We start from the raw sequence: 15,716 nt of genomic DNA, 5'->3' as shown, positions 1-15,716 counted from the left end.
ATGTCCGTATCGTGAAACTCCTCGAAAGGACCAAGCAATGCCCCTGACCCGAACCGCTGCCCTGCCCTTTGACCGCGCCGCCGAAATCCTGACACCGGAAGCCCTGGAGTTCCTCGCCGCACTCCATGGACGCTTCGCCGCCGAACGCGATGCCCGCCTTGCTGCACGGCAGGAGCGCCGTTCAGAAGCCGCAAAGACCGGAACCCTGGACTTCCTGCCGGAGACAGCAGCCGTCCGCGACGGCGACTGGACCGTTGCCTCGGCGCCGCCCGCCCTCCAGGACCGCCGGGTGGAAATCACCGGCCCCTGCTCCCCCGCCAAGATGGCGATCAACGCCCTGAATTCGGGGGCAAAAGTATGGCTGGCAGACCTGGAGGACGCCAGCTGCCCCACCTGGTTCAACGTCATCGACGGCCAACTCTCGCTGTACGACGCCGCACGCGGAACCTTGGCCTACACGTCCCCCGAGGGCAAGACGTACGCCCTTCGAACCGACGCGCCCACCGCCGTCGTCATCATGCGCCCCCGCGGCTGGCACATGGAGGAGCGGAACCTGGAATTCGACGGCAAGCCCGCCATCGGCGCCCTGGTGGACTTTGGACTGCACTTCTTCCACAACGCCAGGCAGCTCCTTGAGAACGGCCACGGCCCCTACTACTACCTGCCGAAGATGGAAAGCCACCTTGAAGCCCGGCTGTGGAACGACATCTTCGTTTTCGCACAGAACGCCCTCGGCATCCCGCAGGGAACCATCCGGGCCACCGTCCTGGTGGAAACCATTCCCGCGGCCTTCGAGATGGACGAGATCCTGTATGAACTGCGGGACCACGCCTCCGGCCTCAACGCGGGGCGCTGGGACTACTTGTTCAGCATCATCAAGTATTTCCGCGATTCCGGTTCGAAATTCACCCTGCCTGACCGTGCAGCGGTATCGATGACCGTTCCCTTTATGCGCGCCTACACCGAACTCCTGGTCAAGACATGCCACCAGCGCGGCGCGTTTGCTATGGGTGGCATGGCAGCAGTCATTCCGAACCGCCGCGAGCCCGAAGTCACGGAAGAGGCGTTCGCAAAAGTACGGGCAGACAAGACCCGCGAGGCCAACGACGGATTCGACGGCTCCTGGGTTGCACACCCAGACCTCGTTCCCATCTGCATGGAGGTATTCGACCAGGTCCTGGGAGATGCCCCCAACCAGGTGCAGCGGACCCGCCCAGAGGTCCACGTCACCGCCGAACAACTGCTCGACATCGAGTCGGCACCCGGCGACGCCACCGAAGCCGGTCTTCGCGGGAACCTGTACGTTTCCGTCGCCTACACCGCAGTGTGGCTGTCCGGGAACGGGGCAGTTGCCATCCACAACCTGATGGAGGATGCCGCGACGGCGGAAATCTCCCGGTCGCAGGTCTGGCAGCAAATCCGCAACGGGGTAGTCTTCGCCGACACGGGGAACACGGCAACCCGCGAACTGGTTGAGCGCCTGCTGGTCGAGGAAACGGAAAAGCTCCGGAACGAGGTGGGCGACGATCTGTTCAACCGGTACTACGGACCGGCATCCGGCATCATTTCCCGGATCTGCCTGTCCGAGGACTACACCGATTTCCTCACCACACCGGCCTACGAGCTACTGGAATCGGAGATGGCGGCCCGGTAGGGGTACCTGCCTGGGCGGTTTCAACCGTTAGACGGCTGGAGGCCCGGCGCCAATGCGGCGGCGGACCTCCAGCCTCATCGATTGCTCCGTAACTGCCGTTTTCGGCCCCGGAAAGGACAGTTGCGGACCAATCGAGGAGGTGTAATCAGTGGCCCCCCGTGAACTTCGGCTCGCGCTTCTCCTGGAAGGCCCGGAAACCCTCCGCGTAGTCGTCGGTTTTGCAGAGGCGAGCCTGCTCCTCGTTCTCCTCCTGCATGGCCTGCCACAGACCCAGCCGCTGGTCGCGGATGTGCGCCACCAGCTCCTTCGAGGCAACGAACGCCTCGGTGGCACCGGCAGCAACGCGCGAAACGATCGCCCGCGTGGAGTCCAGCAGCTCGGCGGCCGGCATGGCACGGCTGAACATCCCCTGCGCCACCGCCTCCGCACCGGAGATCAGGTCCGCCGTGTAGATCAGGTCCAGCGTCCGGTGCATGCCCATCCGCTCCGTGAAGTACCAGTGCCCGCCCGAGTCCAGCGTGGCCCCCAGCTTGGCGAACGGCGAGCCGAACTTGGCGTTCTCCGCCACGTACACCACGTCCGTGGCCAGCAGCAGGCCCAGCCCCACGCCCAGGCACGCGCCCTGCGCCGCGGCAAAGGTGGGTGCGGGAAATGAAGCCATCTTCTTCAGCAGCGGCTCCACCAGCCCGCCCAGGTAGGCGGCGGCGTCGTCGCTCTCCGGGGTGACGCCCGCGATGTCCCGGCCCGCGCAGAAGGCGCGGCCCTCCCCCCTCAGCAGCAGCGCCCGCACCTCACCGCGTGAGGCGGCGGCAGCAGCGTCGTCGTACGCCTGTGCTAAATCCCGCAGCGCCTGCTCATCCAGCGAGTTCAGCTTGTGGGGTGCGTCCAGGACGACTTCTGCAACACCGTTGCTGATGGAAAGGGAAATCATGGGGCTCCTTTAGTGAGTAACAACTTAGACGTCGAAGTCGACCGTGACTTCCTTGCTGGTGGGGTGGCTCTGGCAGGTCAGCACGTAGCCCCTGTCCAGCTCATCCTGCTCCAGCGCGTAGTTCTCGTCCATGGTCACGCTGCCGGTGACCACCTTGGCCCGGCAGGTGCCGCACACTCCGCCGGCGCACGCGAACGGCACATCCGGGCGGACCCGCAGGGCCGCGTTGAGGATGGACTCGCGGGCGTGCGTGGGGCTGGCCACCTCGCCCTGCAGGCCGTCCAGCTTGAACGTGATCTTGTACGTCTCCTTGGACTCGTCCACCACCACGGGACGGCCGGCCTGCCCCTCCGGACGGTCCGGCTTGCCGGACGTGAACAGCTCGAACCGGATGTTCTCCGGCTTCACCCCGCGCTCGGCCAGGGTGTCCCGGCACAGCTGCACCAGCTCGAACGGCCCGCACAGGAACCACTCGTCCACATCGTCCGCGTGCAGGGCGGTGCCCAGCAGCTGCTGCAGCTTCTCGGCGTCGATCCGGCCGCTCAATAGCGGCGCGATCCGCTGCTCGCGGGAGAGCACGTGGTGGATGGCCAGCCGCTGCGGGTACTTGTCCTTCAGGTCCGCCAGCTCCTCCAGGAACATCACATCCATGGCGGCCTTGTTGGCGTAGATCAGGTCGAACCGGGTGTCCGGGTTGGCGGCCAGCAGCGTCCGGGCGATGGCGATCACCGGGGTGATTCCGGAACCGGCGGCGATGGCCACGAAGTTCCCCGGCTCCCCCGCCAGGTCCTCCGGGTGGTTCATGGAGTTCATGACGTTCTGCTCCACGGCCACGCCGTCACGGCCGTGCTTGGACACGAACGCGCCCATGGGGCTCATCACGTCCAGGGTGTCCCCCGCCTTCAGCTCGGCGTTGGCCCACGTGGAGAACAGCCCGCCCAGGTCCTTCTTGATGGCCACGCGGATTTCGCTGGTGCCGTCCGCGAAGCTGCGCGGCTCGGCGCAGATGGAGTAGCTGCGGCGGATCTCCTTGGGCTCGCCGTTCTCATCCGGCAGCGTGGTGCGCAGGGCCACGTACTGGCCGGGCAGGTAGTCGAACTTGCCGGCGAGCTCCGCCGGCACATGGAAGCTGACCTCGATGGCATCGTCGGTGAGCCGGCGCACCTCCTTCACGGCCAGGGTGTGGAAGGACGGACGACGGCGGCCGGTCAGCTCAGCCTCTTCGGCGGCGGTCTGGCGGACAACAGGCATGGGGCTTCCTTACAGGACTTTGAAGTAGTCGAACGGTTCCTTGCAGTCCTGGCACACATACAGCGCCTTGCAGGACGTGGAACCGAAGCGGGTGAGTTCCTTGGTGTTGAGGCTGTTGCACTGCGGGCACTTCACGGCCAGGCTCAGCCGGACCGGGCCGGAGTGGCCCCCGGCGTTGCTGTGCCCGGTGGGCGGGGCGATGCCGTACTGCTGCAGCTTCTGCTTTCCGGCCTCTGTCATCCAGTCCGTGGTCCACGCCGGGGCCAGGACCAGGTCCACGTGCACGTCCTCGTAGCCCTCCTTCTTGAAGGCGGCGTAGACGTCGTCGCGGATGGCATCCATGGCCGGGCAGCCCGAGTACGTGGGCGTGATGGTCACGGTGACGCTTTTGCCCTGCACGTCCACGTTGCGGAGGATGCCCAGGTCCGCGATGGTGAGCACCGGGATCTCCGGGTCCACCACGGTGGCGGCGATGTCCCAGGCCCGCTGCTGCGGGGTCCGGGTGCGGGTTTCGAAGTCCGAGACGTACATGGCTGTCACCAGCTGGCCCCGGGATGCTCGCGGGCCAGCACCTGCATCTCCGCAAGGATGTAGCCCAGGTACTCCGAGTGCTTGCCGTACCGGCCGCCGCCCGGGGCTGCGGGCACGTCCGGGACCTCCAGTTCGGCCTCGGTGAGGATTTCCGCGGTGAGGCGGTCAAAGTCCTCCCTCAGCGAGGAAGGCGCGACGGCGACACCCACCTCAGCGAGGCGCAGCGTCAGGTCATCGTCTTGGAACAGTTCGTTGACGTACGGCCACATGAGGCGCAGGCCGTGGATCATCCGCTTGCGGGATTCCTCGGTGCCGCCGGCCAGGCGCAGCACCCACTGGGCGCTGTGGTCCCGGTGGTAGTCCACTTCCTTGACGGCCTTGGCGGCGATGGCTGCCAAGGTTGCGTCGGTGGATCCGGTGAGGCGGCGGTAGAGCTCGTACTGGTAGTAGCTCACCACGAACTGGCGGGCGATGGTGGCCGCGAAGTCGCCGTTGGGCTGCTCGAACAGCTGGACGCTGCGGAACTCGTGCTCGCGGCGGAAGTACGCCAGGTCATCCTCGGACTTGGCCGAGCCGTCCTCGTTGGTGAACGCGGCGCCGGCGTAGGTGAGGAAGCTGCGGGCGTGGCCCAGCTGGTCCAGGGCGATGTTGCCCAGGGCGATGTCCTCCTCAAGCTCGGGGGCACGGGAGATCCAGTGGCCCAGGCGCTGGGCGAGGATGAGGGCGTCGTCGCCCAGGCGGAGGGCGTACTCGGCGATGTCCTCCGAGGGCTTGACCAGGCCGGTGCGGACCTCGAGCGCGATGTCCTCCGGGCGCAGGGCGTTGCCGGGGGTGATGCGGGTGGCGGAGGCGTTGGAGTCGCCGCCGGCCACGCCGGTGGAGATGTCGCCGTGGCCTGTGGTTTCGGGGCTGGTGTGGGCGCTGCTCACAGGTGCTTCACCCCTTCGCTCTTGGTGTAGTACGTGGCGTGCCGGTAGTCCTTGCCCTGCGGGGACTCGAAGAACGAGCCCTTGGAGTCGGGATCGCTGGCGGCGATGGCGTCCGCGGGGACCACCCAGATGGAGACGCCCTCGTTGCGGCGGGTGTAGAGGTCCCGTGCGTTCCGCAGGGCCATGGCGGCATCCGGGGCATGCAGGGATCCGGCGTGGACGTGGCTCAGGCCGCGGCTGGACCGGACGAAGACCTCCCAGAGGCCCCACGCGCTCTTGTCATGGTGTTCCTGCGGGGCTGGCGACGCTTTGGGGGCTTCGCGGTTGATCTCGGTGGCGGAGCTGGCCGGGGTTTCCGGGTTGCCGTGCGGGCTCATGCTGCGTATTCCTTCTGCTGCTTTGCTGACTGTTTTGCTGCGTAAGCCGCCGCTGCCTCGCGGACCCAGGCGCCGTCGTCGTGCGCTGCCCTCCGCCGCTCAAGGCGCTGGGCGTTGCAGGGACCGCGGCCGGCCAGGACTTCCTGGAACTCGTGCCAGTCCAGCGGGCCGTGCTCCCACTTTTTGGTGTCCTCGTTGAAGCGGACCTGGTCATCGGGGAGGGTGAGGCCCAGGACCCTGACCTGCTCCACCATCATGCCCACGAAGCGGCTGCGGAGCTCGTCATTGCTGAACCGCTTGATGTTCCAGGCCATGGACTGCTTGGAGTTGGGGGAATCGTCGTCCGGCGGGCCGAACATCATCAGGGCCGGGGCGTACCAGCGGTTCACGGCGTCCTGGGCCATCTGCTTCTGCTCGGGGGTGCCGTTGGAGAGTTCGAGGAGGATCTCGAAGCCCTGGCGCTGGTGGAAGGACTCCTCCTTGCAGATGCGCACCATGGCGCGGCCGTAGGGTCCGTAGGAGGCGCGGCACAGCGGGACCTGGTTGCAGATGGCTGCGCCGTCCACCAGCCAGCCGATGGCGCCCATGTCCGCCCAGGTCAGGGCCGGGTAGTTGAAGATGCTGGAGTAGCGGGCCTTGCCGGCGATGAGGTCGTCCATCATCTTGTCCCGGGACTGGCCCAGGGTTTCGGCGGCGGAGTAGAGGTAGAGCCCGTGGCCGGCCTCGTCCTGGACCTTGGCCATGAGGATGGCCTTGCGCTTCAGGCTGGGGGCGCGGGAGATCCAGTTGGCTTCCGGCTGCATGCCGATGATCTCGGAGTGCGCGTGCTGGGACACCTGGCGGAGCAGGGTCTTGCGGTAGGCCGCGGGCATCCAGTCGCGGGGCTCGATGCGCGAGTCCTCGGCGATGATCCGGTCGAAGTGGGCCTGGCCTGCGGCTTCTTCTTCCGGGGTTAGCTCAGCGGGCACTGACTGCAGGTTCTGCGCTGCCATGGTTGCTCCTATGCAAAGACCGTCTGGGACGTGCCGAATTATTTACCGACCGTTCGTTCAGGATATGCGGGAGCGCCGGACCTCGTCAAGCGTCCCCCTCCCCCTCGCGACGCCCCATCACTTCCTGCCCCCTTTCCCGCGATCCCCCATCACTTCCTGCACCCTTTCCCCAAACGCCCCATCAGGTCCCGCAAAAGGTGCGTGCCGCCGTCGTAATGGCCTGTCAACTCTGGTTTTGGCGATGAGTCCGGTCTTATACTTTCCACGCCCTACCGGGCCCAAATAACGAAACATCCCATGGTTCGGCGTTCCGATGCCGGCGACAGCAATGCGCGCAGTTTCTCCGTGAAGGATGGATGCTCTTGAGACGGTTCCTTGCCCTGGTATCTGCTGTTGCGCTGGCCTTCATTGCCATGACCGGGTTGAGTCCCGGTACCGCCAGGGCTGCGGCCGGGCTGTGCATGGGTGCGCCGCCTGCCGACGGCACCGTGTACGCGGAGACCCGGCAGTTCGTGGATACGCAGTCGTGGTGGATGCCGGACGCTGACCAGGCCAACAACTCCGTCACCAACACCGGCCACCTCCACCTGGGGGCCTGCGTCCCGGAACGGGAAACGATCAGCTCGGGCAACCTCACCGTGAACGTCCGGGTGATCCTTCACGACAACCCGGGCACCGCCGACTACGTGGCCATGGTGTTCAAAACCTCGGACCGGGAAACCACCGTCCAGAAATGCTACCTGCGGGCCGCGGCACCGGACTTCAGCTGCCCGGGGCCGGCCGGCGCCGGCGGGGGCGACTTCACGTGCACCGGCACCTGCGAGCGCTGGCTCACCTTCTCCGCACCCATCTCCGGCTTCAACCACTCAGGCACGCAGGAGGTCCGCTTCCGCGGGTTCGTTTCCGAGCCGGACGGCAACGAAATGAGGGCCAACTTCAACTGGCAGGTCAACATCCAGAACGGCAAGTCCGCCTCCGATGTGACCAGGGACCCCTTCCTGCGGGGCAAGGGCTGGTACACCCACGCCGGATACTGCGAGTCCTCGGTCCGCAGCCTGCCCCTTCCCGACGGACCGGTGTCGGGAGTCTGGGCTCCCCTCGTGGGCCTGACCAGCCACACGGACGGCTCGCGGCCGGCTACCCACTCCTTCATCTCGGTAGACCCGGACTTCCACGCGGTTCCGGCCAACCCGGGGCTGGTCCTCTGGGACTCGGCGGGCGCCTTCGGACCCGAGCCCTTCGGGGCCGCTCCCCTCGCGATCGACACCCGTGGCCTGGCCAACGGCGTGCACAAGCTGCACCTCCGGACGTCCTGCCGGGACGACAAGCTGGGCTCCACCAACTCCGGGGTGATGGTTGTGCCCTTTACGGTGGCGAACTGACCCCCCATCCTGGAGGCCGGGGGCAACGAATAGGGCGCACAGGGTAGTTTCCTGAAGGCCCGCCATCCGGCGGGCAACGGACGCATCCCTCCTGAAAGGGATTGCCATGAAAGCTTCTTCTCGGATCCGGGCCGTCACTATGGCCATCGCCTTGGTCGGGATCACCGGGTGCGCTGCCGGGAGTGGGAATACTCCTGCCGCGCCTTCAGCTGGTTCCCCCAGATCGTCGGCGGAGGGATCGGCGCAAGCCGCCACTTCGGTGATCACGATACGGAATTTCAAGTTCGAGGTCCCCACCACGGTCAGACCGGGATCGATGGTGACGGTGACGAACGCCGACAGCGCCCCGCACACGGTGACGGCAAAGGACAATGGTGGGTTCGACGTTGCGGTCGATCCCGGTGAAACCGCAATTTTCAAAGCGCCCGACTCACCCGGGGAGTACGGGTTCGTCTGCAGCTTCCATTCCCGAATGACGGGAACGCTGACGGTGAAGTGACCGCCACAGCCTCCACCAAAAGAGCATTGACCACACGGAAAAAGTGAATCAGGCCACGTCCACACCCATCCGCTGATGGTGCCGCCGCGAAGTACCGGTGTCTCCTGTCTGGGGACGCCACCATCACACGGACGTGAATGAGGAGATTTTCCGAATGAATAAGTCACTTCGCTTTATGGCAGTCCCCACCCTTGCCCTCGCCGCACTCGCCCTGTCCGGTTCACCTGCAATGGCCGCCGACGGCTCGTACCAGTCAACGCTGAAGCAGATCAACGGCAGCGCCGGATCAGGCACCGTAACAGTTGATGTCATGGGCAACCAGGCCCACGTCGTCCTCAAGGTGTCGGGCCTGCCCGCCACCTTCATGGATGCGCCGTACCCCCACGTCCAGCACATCCACGGCGGGGCCAAGGGCGTCTGCCCCGACCCTTCTGCGGACAAGGACGGCGACAAAGTCATCTCCACCACCGAGGGCGCACCCTCATACGGTGGCATCGTCACCACCCTTTCCACCAGCGGCGATACCAGTAAGGCAGCAGGCCTTGACCTGAAGGTCGCCGGACAGGGCGCTTCCTATACGGTGGACCGCACGTTCGAACTGAACGCCGAAACCAAGGCGGCCCTGGAATCCGGAACGGCAGTGGTTGTGGTCCACGGCCTTGACCCCGCCACCCTCAGCGCCGCAGGCCAGGCCGCCAAGAGTGACCTGGTTCCATCACTGCCGCTGGCGGCTACGTCCCCCGCCCTGTGCGGAACGCTTACGGCCGGCCAAATGAAGATGCCTGCAGGCGGCGCCAACACCGGCATCCCCTCTGAACCCGGCTCTGGCACCGACACCGGCGCCCTCGCCATCGGCGGCGGCCTGGCCCTGGTTGCCCTCGCAGGCGGAGCTTACGCCGTCCGCCGCCGGAACGCGGCAGCATAGCCAAGGCTGAACGGATCAATTCTGTGACATCAAGGAATTTCGGCCGCCGTGGAGGTCCCGGGGCCTCTGCGGTGGCCGGGGTTCTGCTCGCGCTTTCCCTGGCGGGCTGTGCCGCCGGGAGCGCCACTACTTCAGACCCCAGGCCTTCCCCTTCCGCCTCCGCACCACAAGTGGCTTCCCCCGCGGTTACATCAACGGCACCGGCGCCCCCTGTTCCACCAGCAGCCCCTTCTCCACCTGAGGCCCCGGCTGCGCCGCAGCCGCCGGCCGTGCTGGATGCCTCGCCTCCTGCTGTCCTGAGCATTCCTTCCATCGGGGTGCGGACGGACCTTCTCCACCTGGGACTGGAGGAGAACGGTTCGCTGAAAGTGCCGGAGGATGTGGGCAACGGCGCACCGGCCAGCTGGTACAACGGTTCCCCCACGCCCGGCGAACGGGGCCCCTCGGTGATCCTGGGCCACGTCAACGCCCTCGGAGGGCACAAGGGTGTGTTTGCTGACCTCCGGAAGCTCGGGCCCGGTGCCGAGGTCAACGTTTCACGGGCCGATGGCAGCACTGCCGTCTTCACCGTCGACCACGGGGCCCTTTACTCCAAAAACGAATTCCCCACCCTCGAGGTTTACGGCAACACTGCCGGTGCAGAGCTTCGGCTCATCACCTGCGACGGCTACGACCCCGCAACGGGGCTCTTCGATGACAACTACGTGATCTACGCCAAGCTCAAAGCCTGACAACAGCCGCGCACCCCACTCCCAGGGGCCGGCAGAATTGGATGCGCCATGAAACAGCACAAGTCCTTGCTGGCCTCCGTGGCCCTATGCACCCTGCTGCTTTCCGGCTGTGCAACAGCGGCGGGATCCGTCACCGCAGCAGGCAGTTCGACGGCGGCCCCACCGGCAACGTCACCGGCGGTGGGCCACGACGGCGGCGGCCACCACGCCCAGGGGTCAGCATCCCCAGGTCCGCCGGCGGGCGGGCCGAGCGCTGCTGCCCTGATGGTTTGCGGCGACCAGCCGAAGGAGAGGCTGCGGTCCATCCTGGACCTGGCTACGAACCCGCACACCGTGGACAGCTGGGCGGACAGCACCTTCACCTGCACCTACCATCTGGCCGAGGGATCGCTTGTCATTTCTGTCCAGGAAACGGCGGACAAGGCATCGGCACTCAAGTACTTCACCGCAATGCAGGCCCTCGCAAAAGGCGCAACACCCATCGACGGCCTGGCAAATCTTGGTTTTCCGGCATACGAAACGGCCGACGGATCCGCCGTCTTCCAGAAGGACAGCTTCGTGCTGCACGTTGACGCGTCGGGTCTTCCCCCCACCTTGGGGCCGGACAGCATCACCCGCAACGCCCTGGCCTACCAGCTTTCGACGACGATCCTGGCCTGCTGGGTGGAACACCACTAACCGACGGCTTTACGGCACAAAAATCTTTCCTAATCCATTTGAGTTAGGTTAGGTTACCCTTCTATGGTTCTCCGGTGACTACAGAGACAAAGCTCGCCGGGGTTCCGTTCGCCGCGGACCTGGCCCGCTTCGGCGACCGCCAAGCCGTCAGCGCCCACGGCCGGTCGCTGAGCTACCGGGAACTGGCCCGGCAGGTGGAGGACATGGTCCGGGCGTTCGGGCCGGGCCGGCGCCTCATTGCGCTGGAAGCCGGGAACACCCTGCCGGCCCTGGTGTCGTACCTGGCGGCCCTGTCCTCCGGCAATCCGTTACTGATCCTGCCCGCGGGGGACTCAGCCGCGGCCGCACTGGTGGCCGCCTACGACCCCGACGTTGTTGTCAGCGCGTCGGACGGCGAAGCGGTCCTGGATGTCCGGCGGCAGCAGACCCGGCACGACCTGCACCCGGAACTCGCGCTGCTGCTGAGCACGTCCGGGTCCACCGGCTCCCCCAAACTCGTCCGGCTTTCCGCCGACGGCATCCAGGCCAACGCCGCCGCGATCGCGGAGTACCTGCAGCTGCGCCCCAGCGACACAGCGGCCACCACCCTGCCCCTCTCCTACTGCTACGGCATGAGCGTGGTGAACAGCCACCTCCTGGCGGGCGCATCCCTGGCGCTGACCGACCTCTCGGTGGTGGACCCCTGCTTCTGGGACCTGGTCCGCAGGGAACACGTGACATCCTTCGCGGCAGTGCCGTACACCTTCGACCTGCTGGACCGGGCGGGCTTCAAGGACATGGATGTGCCAAGCCTGCGGTATATCACCCAGGCCGGCGGACAGCTGGCCCCCGACCGCGTGCGCGCCTACGCTGAGCTGGGCCGGCGGCAGGGGTGGGACCTGTTCGTGATGTACGGGCAGACCGAGGCCACCGCCCGCATGGCCTACCTGCCGCCGGACCAGGCCCTGGAGCGCCCGGAGGCCATCGGCGTGCCCATCCCGGGCGGGTCCTTCCGGCTTGAGCCGGCGCCCGGCCTGGGCGCGTCCGAGCTGGTGTACTCCGGCCCCAACGTGATGCTGGGGTACGCCGAACAGCCGGCGGACCTCGGCCTGGGCCGGGTGGTCACCGACCTCCGCACCGGCGACCTGGCGCGCCGCGGCCCGGACGGGCTCTACGAGATTGTGGGCCGGCGCAGCAGGTTCGTGAAGATCGTTGGGCTCCGCGTGGATCTGGGCCAGGTGGAGCGGATGCTGGCCGACCTCGGGGTGACGGCTGCGGCCGCAGGCTCCGACGACGCGGTGGTGGCCGCCGTCGAAGGCGACCACGACGTAGCGCTGCTCGCCAAAACCCTTGCGCAGGGCCTGGGCCTGCCGCGCGCCGCCGTCGACCTTTACCCGGTGGAAGCCATCCCGCGCCTGGGCAACGGAAAGCCGGACTATCCTGCCGTCGCCGCGCTCGCCTGTGGAGGAGAAGCGGACGACGGCGGCCCGGCCGGGGTTGTGGACGCGGGCTCGGATGACGTGCGGCGCATCTTCGCCGAGGTGCTGGAGGTGGACGAGGTTGCCGGGACCGATTCGTTCGTGTCCCTGGGCGGCGATTCACTGTCCTATGTGGCGGCGTCCGTCCGGCTGGAGCGGGCCCTGGGCTACCTTCCCGGGGGCTGGCACCTGATGCCGGTCTGCGAACTGTCGCCATCGCCGCACGTGGTGCCCGCCGCCGTCGCGCCTCCCGGCAGTGCCGGGCCTTCCGGAATTGCCGGGCCTTCCGGAATTGCCGGGCCTTCCGGCACTGCTTCCGGCAATTGGGTGCGCAGGGCCCGGCGGAGGCTGCTCGCGCCGATGGAGACCGGGATAGTGCTGCGCGCCGTCGCCATCATCGCGATCGTCTCCACGCATATTGGGTTCTTCCACTGGCAAGGCACGGCCCACGTGCTCATGGCGGTGGCCGGCTACAACTTCGCCCGCTTCCAGCTGTCGGGGGAACGAACGGAACGGTTCCGGCGGCACCTGCGCAGCGTCGCGCGGATCTTGGTGCCGAGCGTTGCCGTGATCGCGCTGGCCTTCGCCGTGACGGACAAGTACGCCCTGCACAACGTTTTCCTGTTGAACTCACTGGTGGGGCCGGCGGGGTGGAGCGACTACTCGCGGTTCTGGTTCGTGGAGGTCCTGGTCCACATCCTGCTGGGCCTGGCCCTGTTGCTGGCGGTACCGGCCGTTGACCGGGCGGTGCGGCGCTGGCCGTGGGCGTTTGGGGTGGCCCTGGTCCTGGTGGATCTGCCCCTGCTTTTTGGCCTGGTGGAGAGCCGGTACCCGGGGCAGGGGCCGGTCCTGTGGCTGTTCGGGCTGGGTTGGGCGGCCGCCGCGTCCCGCACCCTGTGGCAACGTTCAGCCGTTACGGTTCTCGCCGTCCTGGCGGCTCCGGCCTCCTTCGACAACCCGTACCGCAGCGCCACCATCCTGGCAGGATGCCTCATCCTGCTCTGGCTGCCCACGCTGCGGGTGCCCCGGGGACTCCACCGGATCATGGCGCTGCTGGCGAGCGCTTCGCTCTACATCTACGTCACCCACTGGCTGGTGTATCCCCTGTTTGATTCCGTTGACCTCTTCGAGCGGGCGGACAAAGGTTTGGCCGTGCTGGCGTCCCTGGTCTGCGGCGTCCTCTACTGGGCAGGGGCCGCCCGGGCCATGGGTGCGGCGGAACGGTGGATCAAGCGGCGGCGGTCCCTCTCCCGCGCCTCGGTTGAGCCGGCCGCTATGTAGCGGGTTGGGCGCAGACCGGTTTTCGACGCGCAGATTCCCCTGCGCAGACCGTATGTTGCGTGCGCCGGGGAGCATGCGAGTCGAAAATGGGCGGCCGCGTCGCCGGGGCTTTTCCACATAGCGGCACTCTCCACTCCTGCAGCGAAGGTGTGCCGGGCAATGTGGTTGCATGACCGATCTTCCACCGTTGCTGTTGTCGCGCGACCGCAACCTGCACGGGTTGAGTGCCAACGATCTCGCCAAACGCGTGCGGTCCGGCGCTTTGGTCCGGGTGCGGCACGGCATCTACATCGACGGCCCAGCGTGGCGGGCCATGAAGCCGTGGGAACAGTACCGGCTCCGCATCCAGGCGGCCGCGGAAGCATTCGAGAAGCCCACAGTTTTCGGCCGCCATTCCGCGGCAAGCGTGTGGGAAATCCCCACCATCGGCTTTCATCACCCGGTCCAGGCACTCACATTGAAGAACGACGGCGGCCGGTCCCGTGCCGGGGTCAGCCGGCACTTTGCGGCGCGGGCGGATTTGAAGGTGGTCCGGTTGGAGGGCCTCCTGGTCACCGACCGCATCCGGACCGTCCTGGACCTGGCGGCCTTCAGCCCCTTCGCCGAGGCCGTTGTGCCGCTGGACCATGTGCTCCGGCCGGATCCGCGCCGGCAGCTGCCTGCCATCACCAAGGCTGAGCTGGAGAGCGGGATGGGATCGGTTTACTCCGCCGCTGCCACGCGGAGAATCCGGGCGGCCATCGAGTTTGCCGATCCCGCTTCAGGCTCGGCCGGGGAGTCCTGGAGCCGGGCGCTGATCCATGCGGCCCGCTTCGAACCCCCGGTCCTCCAACAGCGGTTTTCCGACGCGGACGGGCTGGTTGGTTACTCGGATTTCCACTGGAAGGAGTCCAGGGTTGTTGGCGAATTCGACGGCGAGGAAAAGTACCTCAAGTCCGAGTTCCTCAAGGGCCTGACCGCATCCCAGGCTGTTGTGGCTGAAAAGCAGCGCGAAAACCGGATCCGCGCCCTGGGCTGCAACGTGGTGCGCTGGGACTGGGCCGACCTCAAGGTGCCCGGGACGCTGGAACGGAAGCTGGCGGCGGCAGGTGTGGGCCGCCGTCGTACTCGCTCCGCCGTTATCGACGCGCAAAACCGCCTCTGACGCGCATATCCCTTCCCGCGCCCCGTATACGAGCGTCGCAAGGGAGTATGCGTGGCGGCGACAAATATGCGCGTCGAAAACGGCGGCCGTGCACCGAAGCGGGGCCAGGAGCGGGCGGTGCATCAGCGGGTGATTTTTCCTTGTTGACGGCCACGCGACGGGGCTATGTTGGAGCTACGCCCGGGCCCGGCTGGGACGGCCATCGCTGACAGGTCTCGCAGAGGTATGTCATGAGTTATGTCCCCGTCAGCAGACGCACCATCAGGCTGCACCGTGAATCCGAGCGGTCCACGCGGCGCCTTGTTGCTGCCCTGTCCGGTGTTGCCATCGCGGCGTGGCTATTGTCCGTGTTGCTGTCAGCCGCGGTCAGCGTTGACGGCTTCGTCCACGACGTCGATCTGGTGGTGCATGACCTTTTCCTCGTTGTGGCATTCGGCGCCATCATCCTGGTCGACTTGCATGGATTCCTGTGGCTGATCGGCCGGCGGACACTCGGTGAAATCATTCGACTCGATGGGGCAGCAACACCGTTAATCTGGGGTGGCCTGGCCGGCATGCTTGCCACCGGGGTGTTCCTGAGTCCGCACCTGGACAGCCCGATGACAGAGGTCAAGCTCGCGGCGGTCCTGGTGCTCAGCCTGAACGGAATCATGCTGATCCCCCTGATGCGGCGGCTCGCGCGGCTCCCTGCCAGGACTGCGTTCAAGGATTTATCCACTGGCCAGCGCGTCCACCTGATGTCATGCCTGGTGGTCTCGCAGCTCTGCTGGTGGACGGCGATCATCATTGGGTTCATCAACGCGCAGTCCTGACGCGCAAAGCCGCTGACGACGCGCACATTCCCTGGCGCGGCCCAAATATGGGGTGCGCTTACGAATATGCGCGTCGAGGACGGATGTGGGGAGCGCAACCGAATATGCGCGTCGAGAACGGGTTTGCGCAGCGCAGGCTGGC

General features: G+C 66.7%; 15 protein-coding genes. 9 read left to right on the top strand and 6 right to left on the bottom strand.

Annotation, left to right across the window (positions count from 1 at the left end; genetic code table 11):
* The first annotated feature begins 37 nt into the window (after positions 1-37).
* A complete protein-coding gene (gene aceB, locus ACV095_RS04515) occupies positions 38-1,654 on the top strand; it encodes a malate synthase A (protein ID WP_478222981.1) in 1,617 nt (538 codons plus the stop codon).
* A gap of 145 nt (positions 1,655-1,799) precedes the next feature.
* Here aceB and ACV095_RS04510 read toward each other — a convergent pair whose 3' ends face one another.
* From ACV095_RS04510 to paaA, 6 genes are read right to left on the bottom strand one after another with little or no spacing between them, the layout of a single operon-like run.
* Positions 1,800-2,585, bottom strand: coding sequence for an enoyl-CoA hydratase/isomerase family protein (locus ACV095_RS04510; RefSeq protein WP_224084103.1), 786 nt, complete (start codon positions 2,583-2,585; stop codon positions 1,800-1,802).
* Between the two features lie 24 nt (positions 2,586-2,609).
* Entirely contained in the window at positions 2,610-3,836 is a 1,227-nt protein-coding gene (paaE, locus tag ACV095_RS04505) for a 1,2-phenylacetyl-CoA epoxidase subunit PaaE (protein ID WP_224084104.1), read from the bottom strand.
* Between the two features lie 9 nt (positions 3,837-3,845).
* Complete coding sequence (gene paaD / locus ACV095_RS04500; RefSeq protein WP_156400238.1) at positions 3,846-4,367, bottom strand: 1,2-phenylacetyl-CoA epoxidase subunit PaaD; 522 nt, start codon at positions 4,365-4,367, stop codon at positions 3,846-3,848.
* 5 nt (positions 4,368-4,372) lie between these two features.
* Complete coding sequence (gene paaC / locus ACV095_RS04495) at positions 4,373-5,296, bottom strand: 1,2-phenylacetyl-CoA epoxidase subunit PaaC (protein WP_478222980.1); 924 nt, start codon at positions 5,294-5,296, stop codon at positions 4,373-4,375.
* On the bottom strand, positions 5,293-5,673 hold the full coding sequence (paaB, locus tag ACV095_RS04490; protein ID WP_223992514.1) for a 1,2-phenylacetyl-CoA epoxidase subunit PaaB: 381 nt from the start codon (positions 5,671-5,673) through the stop codon (positions 5,293-5,295). The genes paaC and paaB overlap by 4 nt, the downstream gene beginning before the upstream one ends.
* Positions 5,670-6,665, bottom strand: coding sequence for a 1,2-phenylacetyl-CoA epoxidase subunit PaaA (paaA, locus tag ACV095_RS04485; protein WP_134164041.1), 996 nt, complete (start codon positions 6,663-6,665; stop codon positions 5,670-5,672). The genes paaB and paaA overlap by 4 nt, the downstream gene beginning before the upstream one ends.
* A 356-nt stretch (positions 6,666-7,021) precedes the next feature.
* Between paaA and ACV095_RS04480 the strand changes: the two genes are divergently transcribed.
* From ACV095_RS04480 to ACV095_RS04445, 8 genes are all read left to right on the top strand, one after another.
* Positions 7,022-8,047 (top strand): hypothetical protein, encoded by a 1,026-nt coding sequence (locus ACV095_RS04480; RefSeq protein ID WP_268001871.1) that lies wholly within the window; start codon positions 7,022-7,024, stop codon positions 8,045-8,047.
* Positions 8,048-8,306: 259 nt separating this feature from the next.
* Positions 8,307-8,546 (top strand): cupredoxin domain-containing protein, encoded by a 240-nt coding sequence (locus ACV095_RS04475; protein ID WP_478222979.1) that lies wholly within the window; start codon positions 8,307-8,309, stop codon positions 8,544-8,546.
* 154 nt (positions 8,547-8,700) lie between these two features.
* On the top strand, positions 8,701-9,471 hold the full coding sequence (locus tag ACV095_RS04470) for a CHRD domain-containing protein (RefSeq protein ID WP_026265692.1): 771 nt from the start codon (positions 8,701-8,703) through the stop codon (positions 9,469-9,471).
* A gap of 269 nt (positions 9,472-9,740) precedes the next feature.
* Positions 9,741-10,202, top strand: coding sequence for a sortase domain-containing protein (locus tag ACV095_RS04465; RefSeq protein ID WP_223992519.1), 462 nt, complete (start codon positions 9,741-9,743; stop codon positions 10,200-10,202).
* Between the two features lie 48 nt (positions 10,203-10,250).
* On the top strand, positions 10,251-10,880 hold the full coding sequence (locus ACV095_RS04460; RefSeq protein ID WP_478222978.1) for a hypothetical protein: 630 nt from the start codon (positions 10,251-10,253) through the stop codon (positions 10,878-10,880).
* A 74-nt stretch (positions 10,881-10,954) separates the two neighbouring features.
* The gene (locus ACV095_RS04455; RefSeq protein WP_478222977.1) at positions 10,955-13,618 is read left to right on the top strand and encodes an AMP-binding protein; all 2,664 of its coding nucleotides are present in this window, start codon (positions 10,955-10,957) and stop codon (positions 13,616-13,618) included.
* 169 nt (positions 13,619-13,787) lie between these two features.
* The gene (locus ACV095_RS04450) at positions 13,788-14,762 is read left to right on the top strand and encodes a hypothetical protein (protein WP_478222976.1); all 975 of its coding nucleotides are present in this window, start codon (positions 13,788-13,790) and stop codon (positions 14,760-14,762) included.
* Between the two features lie 230 nt (positions 14,763-14,992).
* Positions 14,993-15,574, top strand: a complete 582-nt coding sequence (locus ACV095_RS04445; protein ID WP_478222975.1) for a hypothetical protein — start codon at positions 14,993-14,995, stop codon at positions 15,572-15,574.
* Positions 15,575-15,716 lie beyond the last annotated feature (142 nt).

The organism is Arthrobacter sp. JDC6, assembly GCF_056484025.1.
Note: the sequence above shows the minus strand (reverse complement) of the source record. Positions and strands in the feature narration are given on the sequence as shown.

What these genes read in the sequence shown, in the direction of transcription:
- aceB (WP_478222981.1), top strand. Translation starts at nt 38, where the DNA reads ATGCCCCTGACCCGAACCGCTGCCCTGCCCTTTGACCGCGCCGCCGAA.
- ACV095_RS04510 (WP_224084103.1), bottom strand. Translation starts at nt 2,585, where the DNA reads ATGATTTCCCTTTCCATCAGCAACGGTGTTGCAGAAGTCGTCCTGGAC.
- paaE (WP_224084104.1), bottom strand. Translation starts at nt 3,836, where the DNA reads ATGCCTGTTGTCCGCCAGACCGCCGCCGAAGAGGCTGAGCTGACCGGC.
- paaD (WP_156400238.1), bottom strand. Translation starts at nt 4,367, where the DNA reads ATGTACGTCTCGGACTTCGAAACCCGCACCCGGACCCCGCAGCAGCGG.
- paaB (WP_223992514.1), bottom strand. Translation starts at nt 5,673, where the DNA reads ATGAGCCCGCACGGCAACCCGGAAACCCCGGCCAGCTCCGCCACCGAG.
- paaA (WP_134164041.1), bottom strand. Translation starts at nt 6,665, where the DNA reads ATGGCAGCGCAGAACCTGCAGTCAGTGCCCGCTGAGCTAACCCCGGAA.
- ACV095_RS04480 (WP_268001871.1), top strand. Translation starts at nt 7,022, where the DNA reads ATGCTCTTGAGACGGTTCCTTGCCCTGGTATCTGCTGTTGCGCTGGCC.
- ACV095_RS04470 (WP_026265692.1), top strand. Translation starts at nt 8,701, where the DNA reads ATGAATAAGTCACTTCGCTTTATGGCAGTCCCCACCCTTGCCCTCGCC.
- ACV095_RS04460 (WP_478222978.1), top strand. Translation starts at nt 10,251, where the DNA reads ATGAAACAGCACAAGTCCTTGCTGGCCTCCGTGGCCCTATGCACCCTG.
- ACV095_RS04450 (WP_478222976.1), top strand. Translation starts at nt 13,788, where the DNA reads ATGACCGATCTTCCACCGTTGCTGTTGTCGCGCGACCGCAACCTGCAC.
- ACV095_RS04445 (WP_478222975.1), top strand. Translation starts at nt 14,993, where the DNA reads ATGAGTTATGTCCCCGTCAGCAGACGCACCATCAGGCTGCACCGTGAA.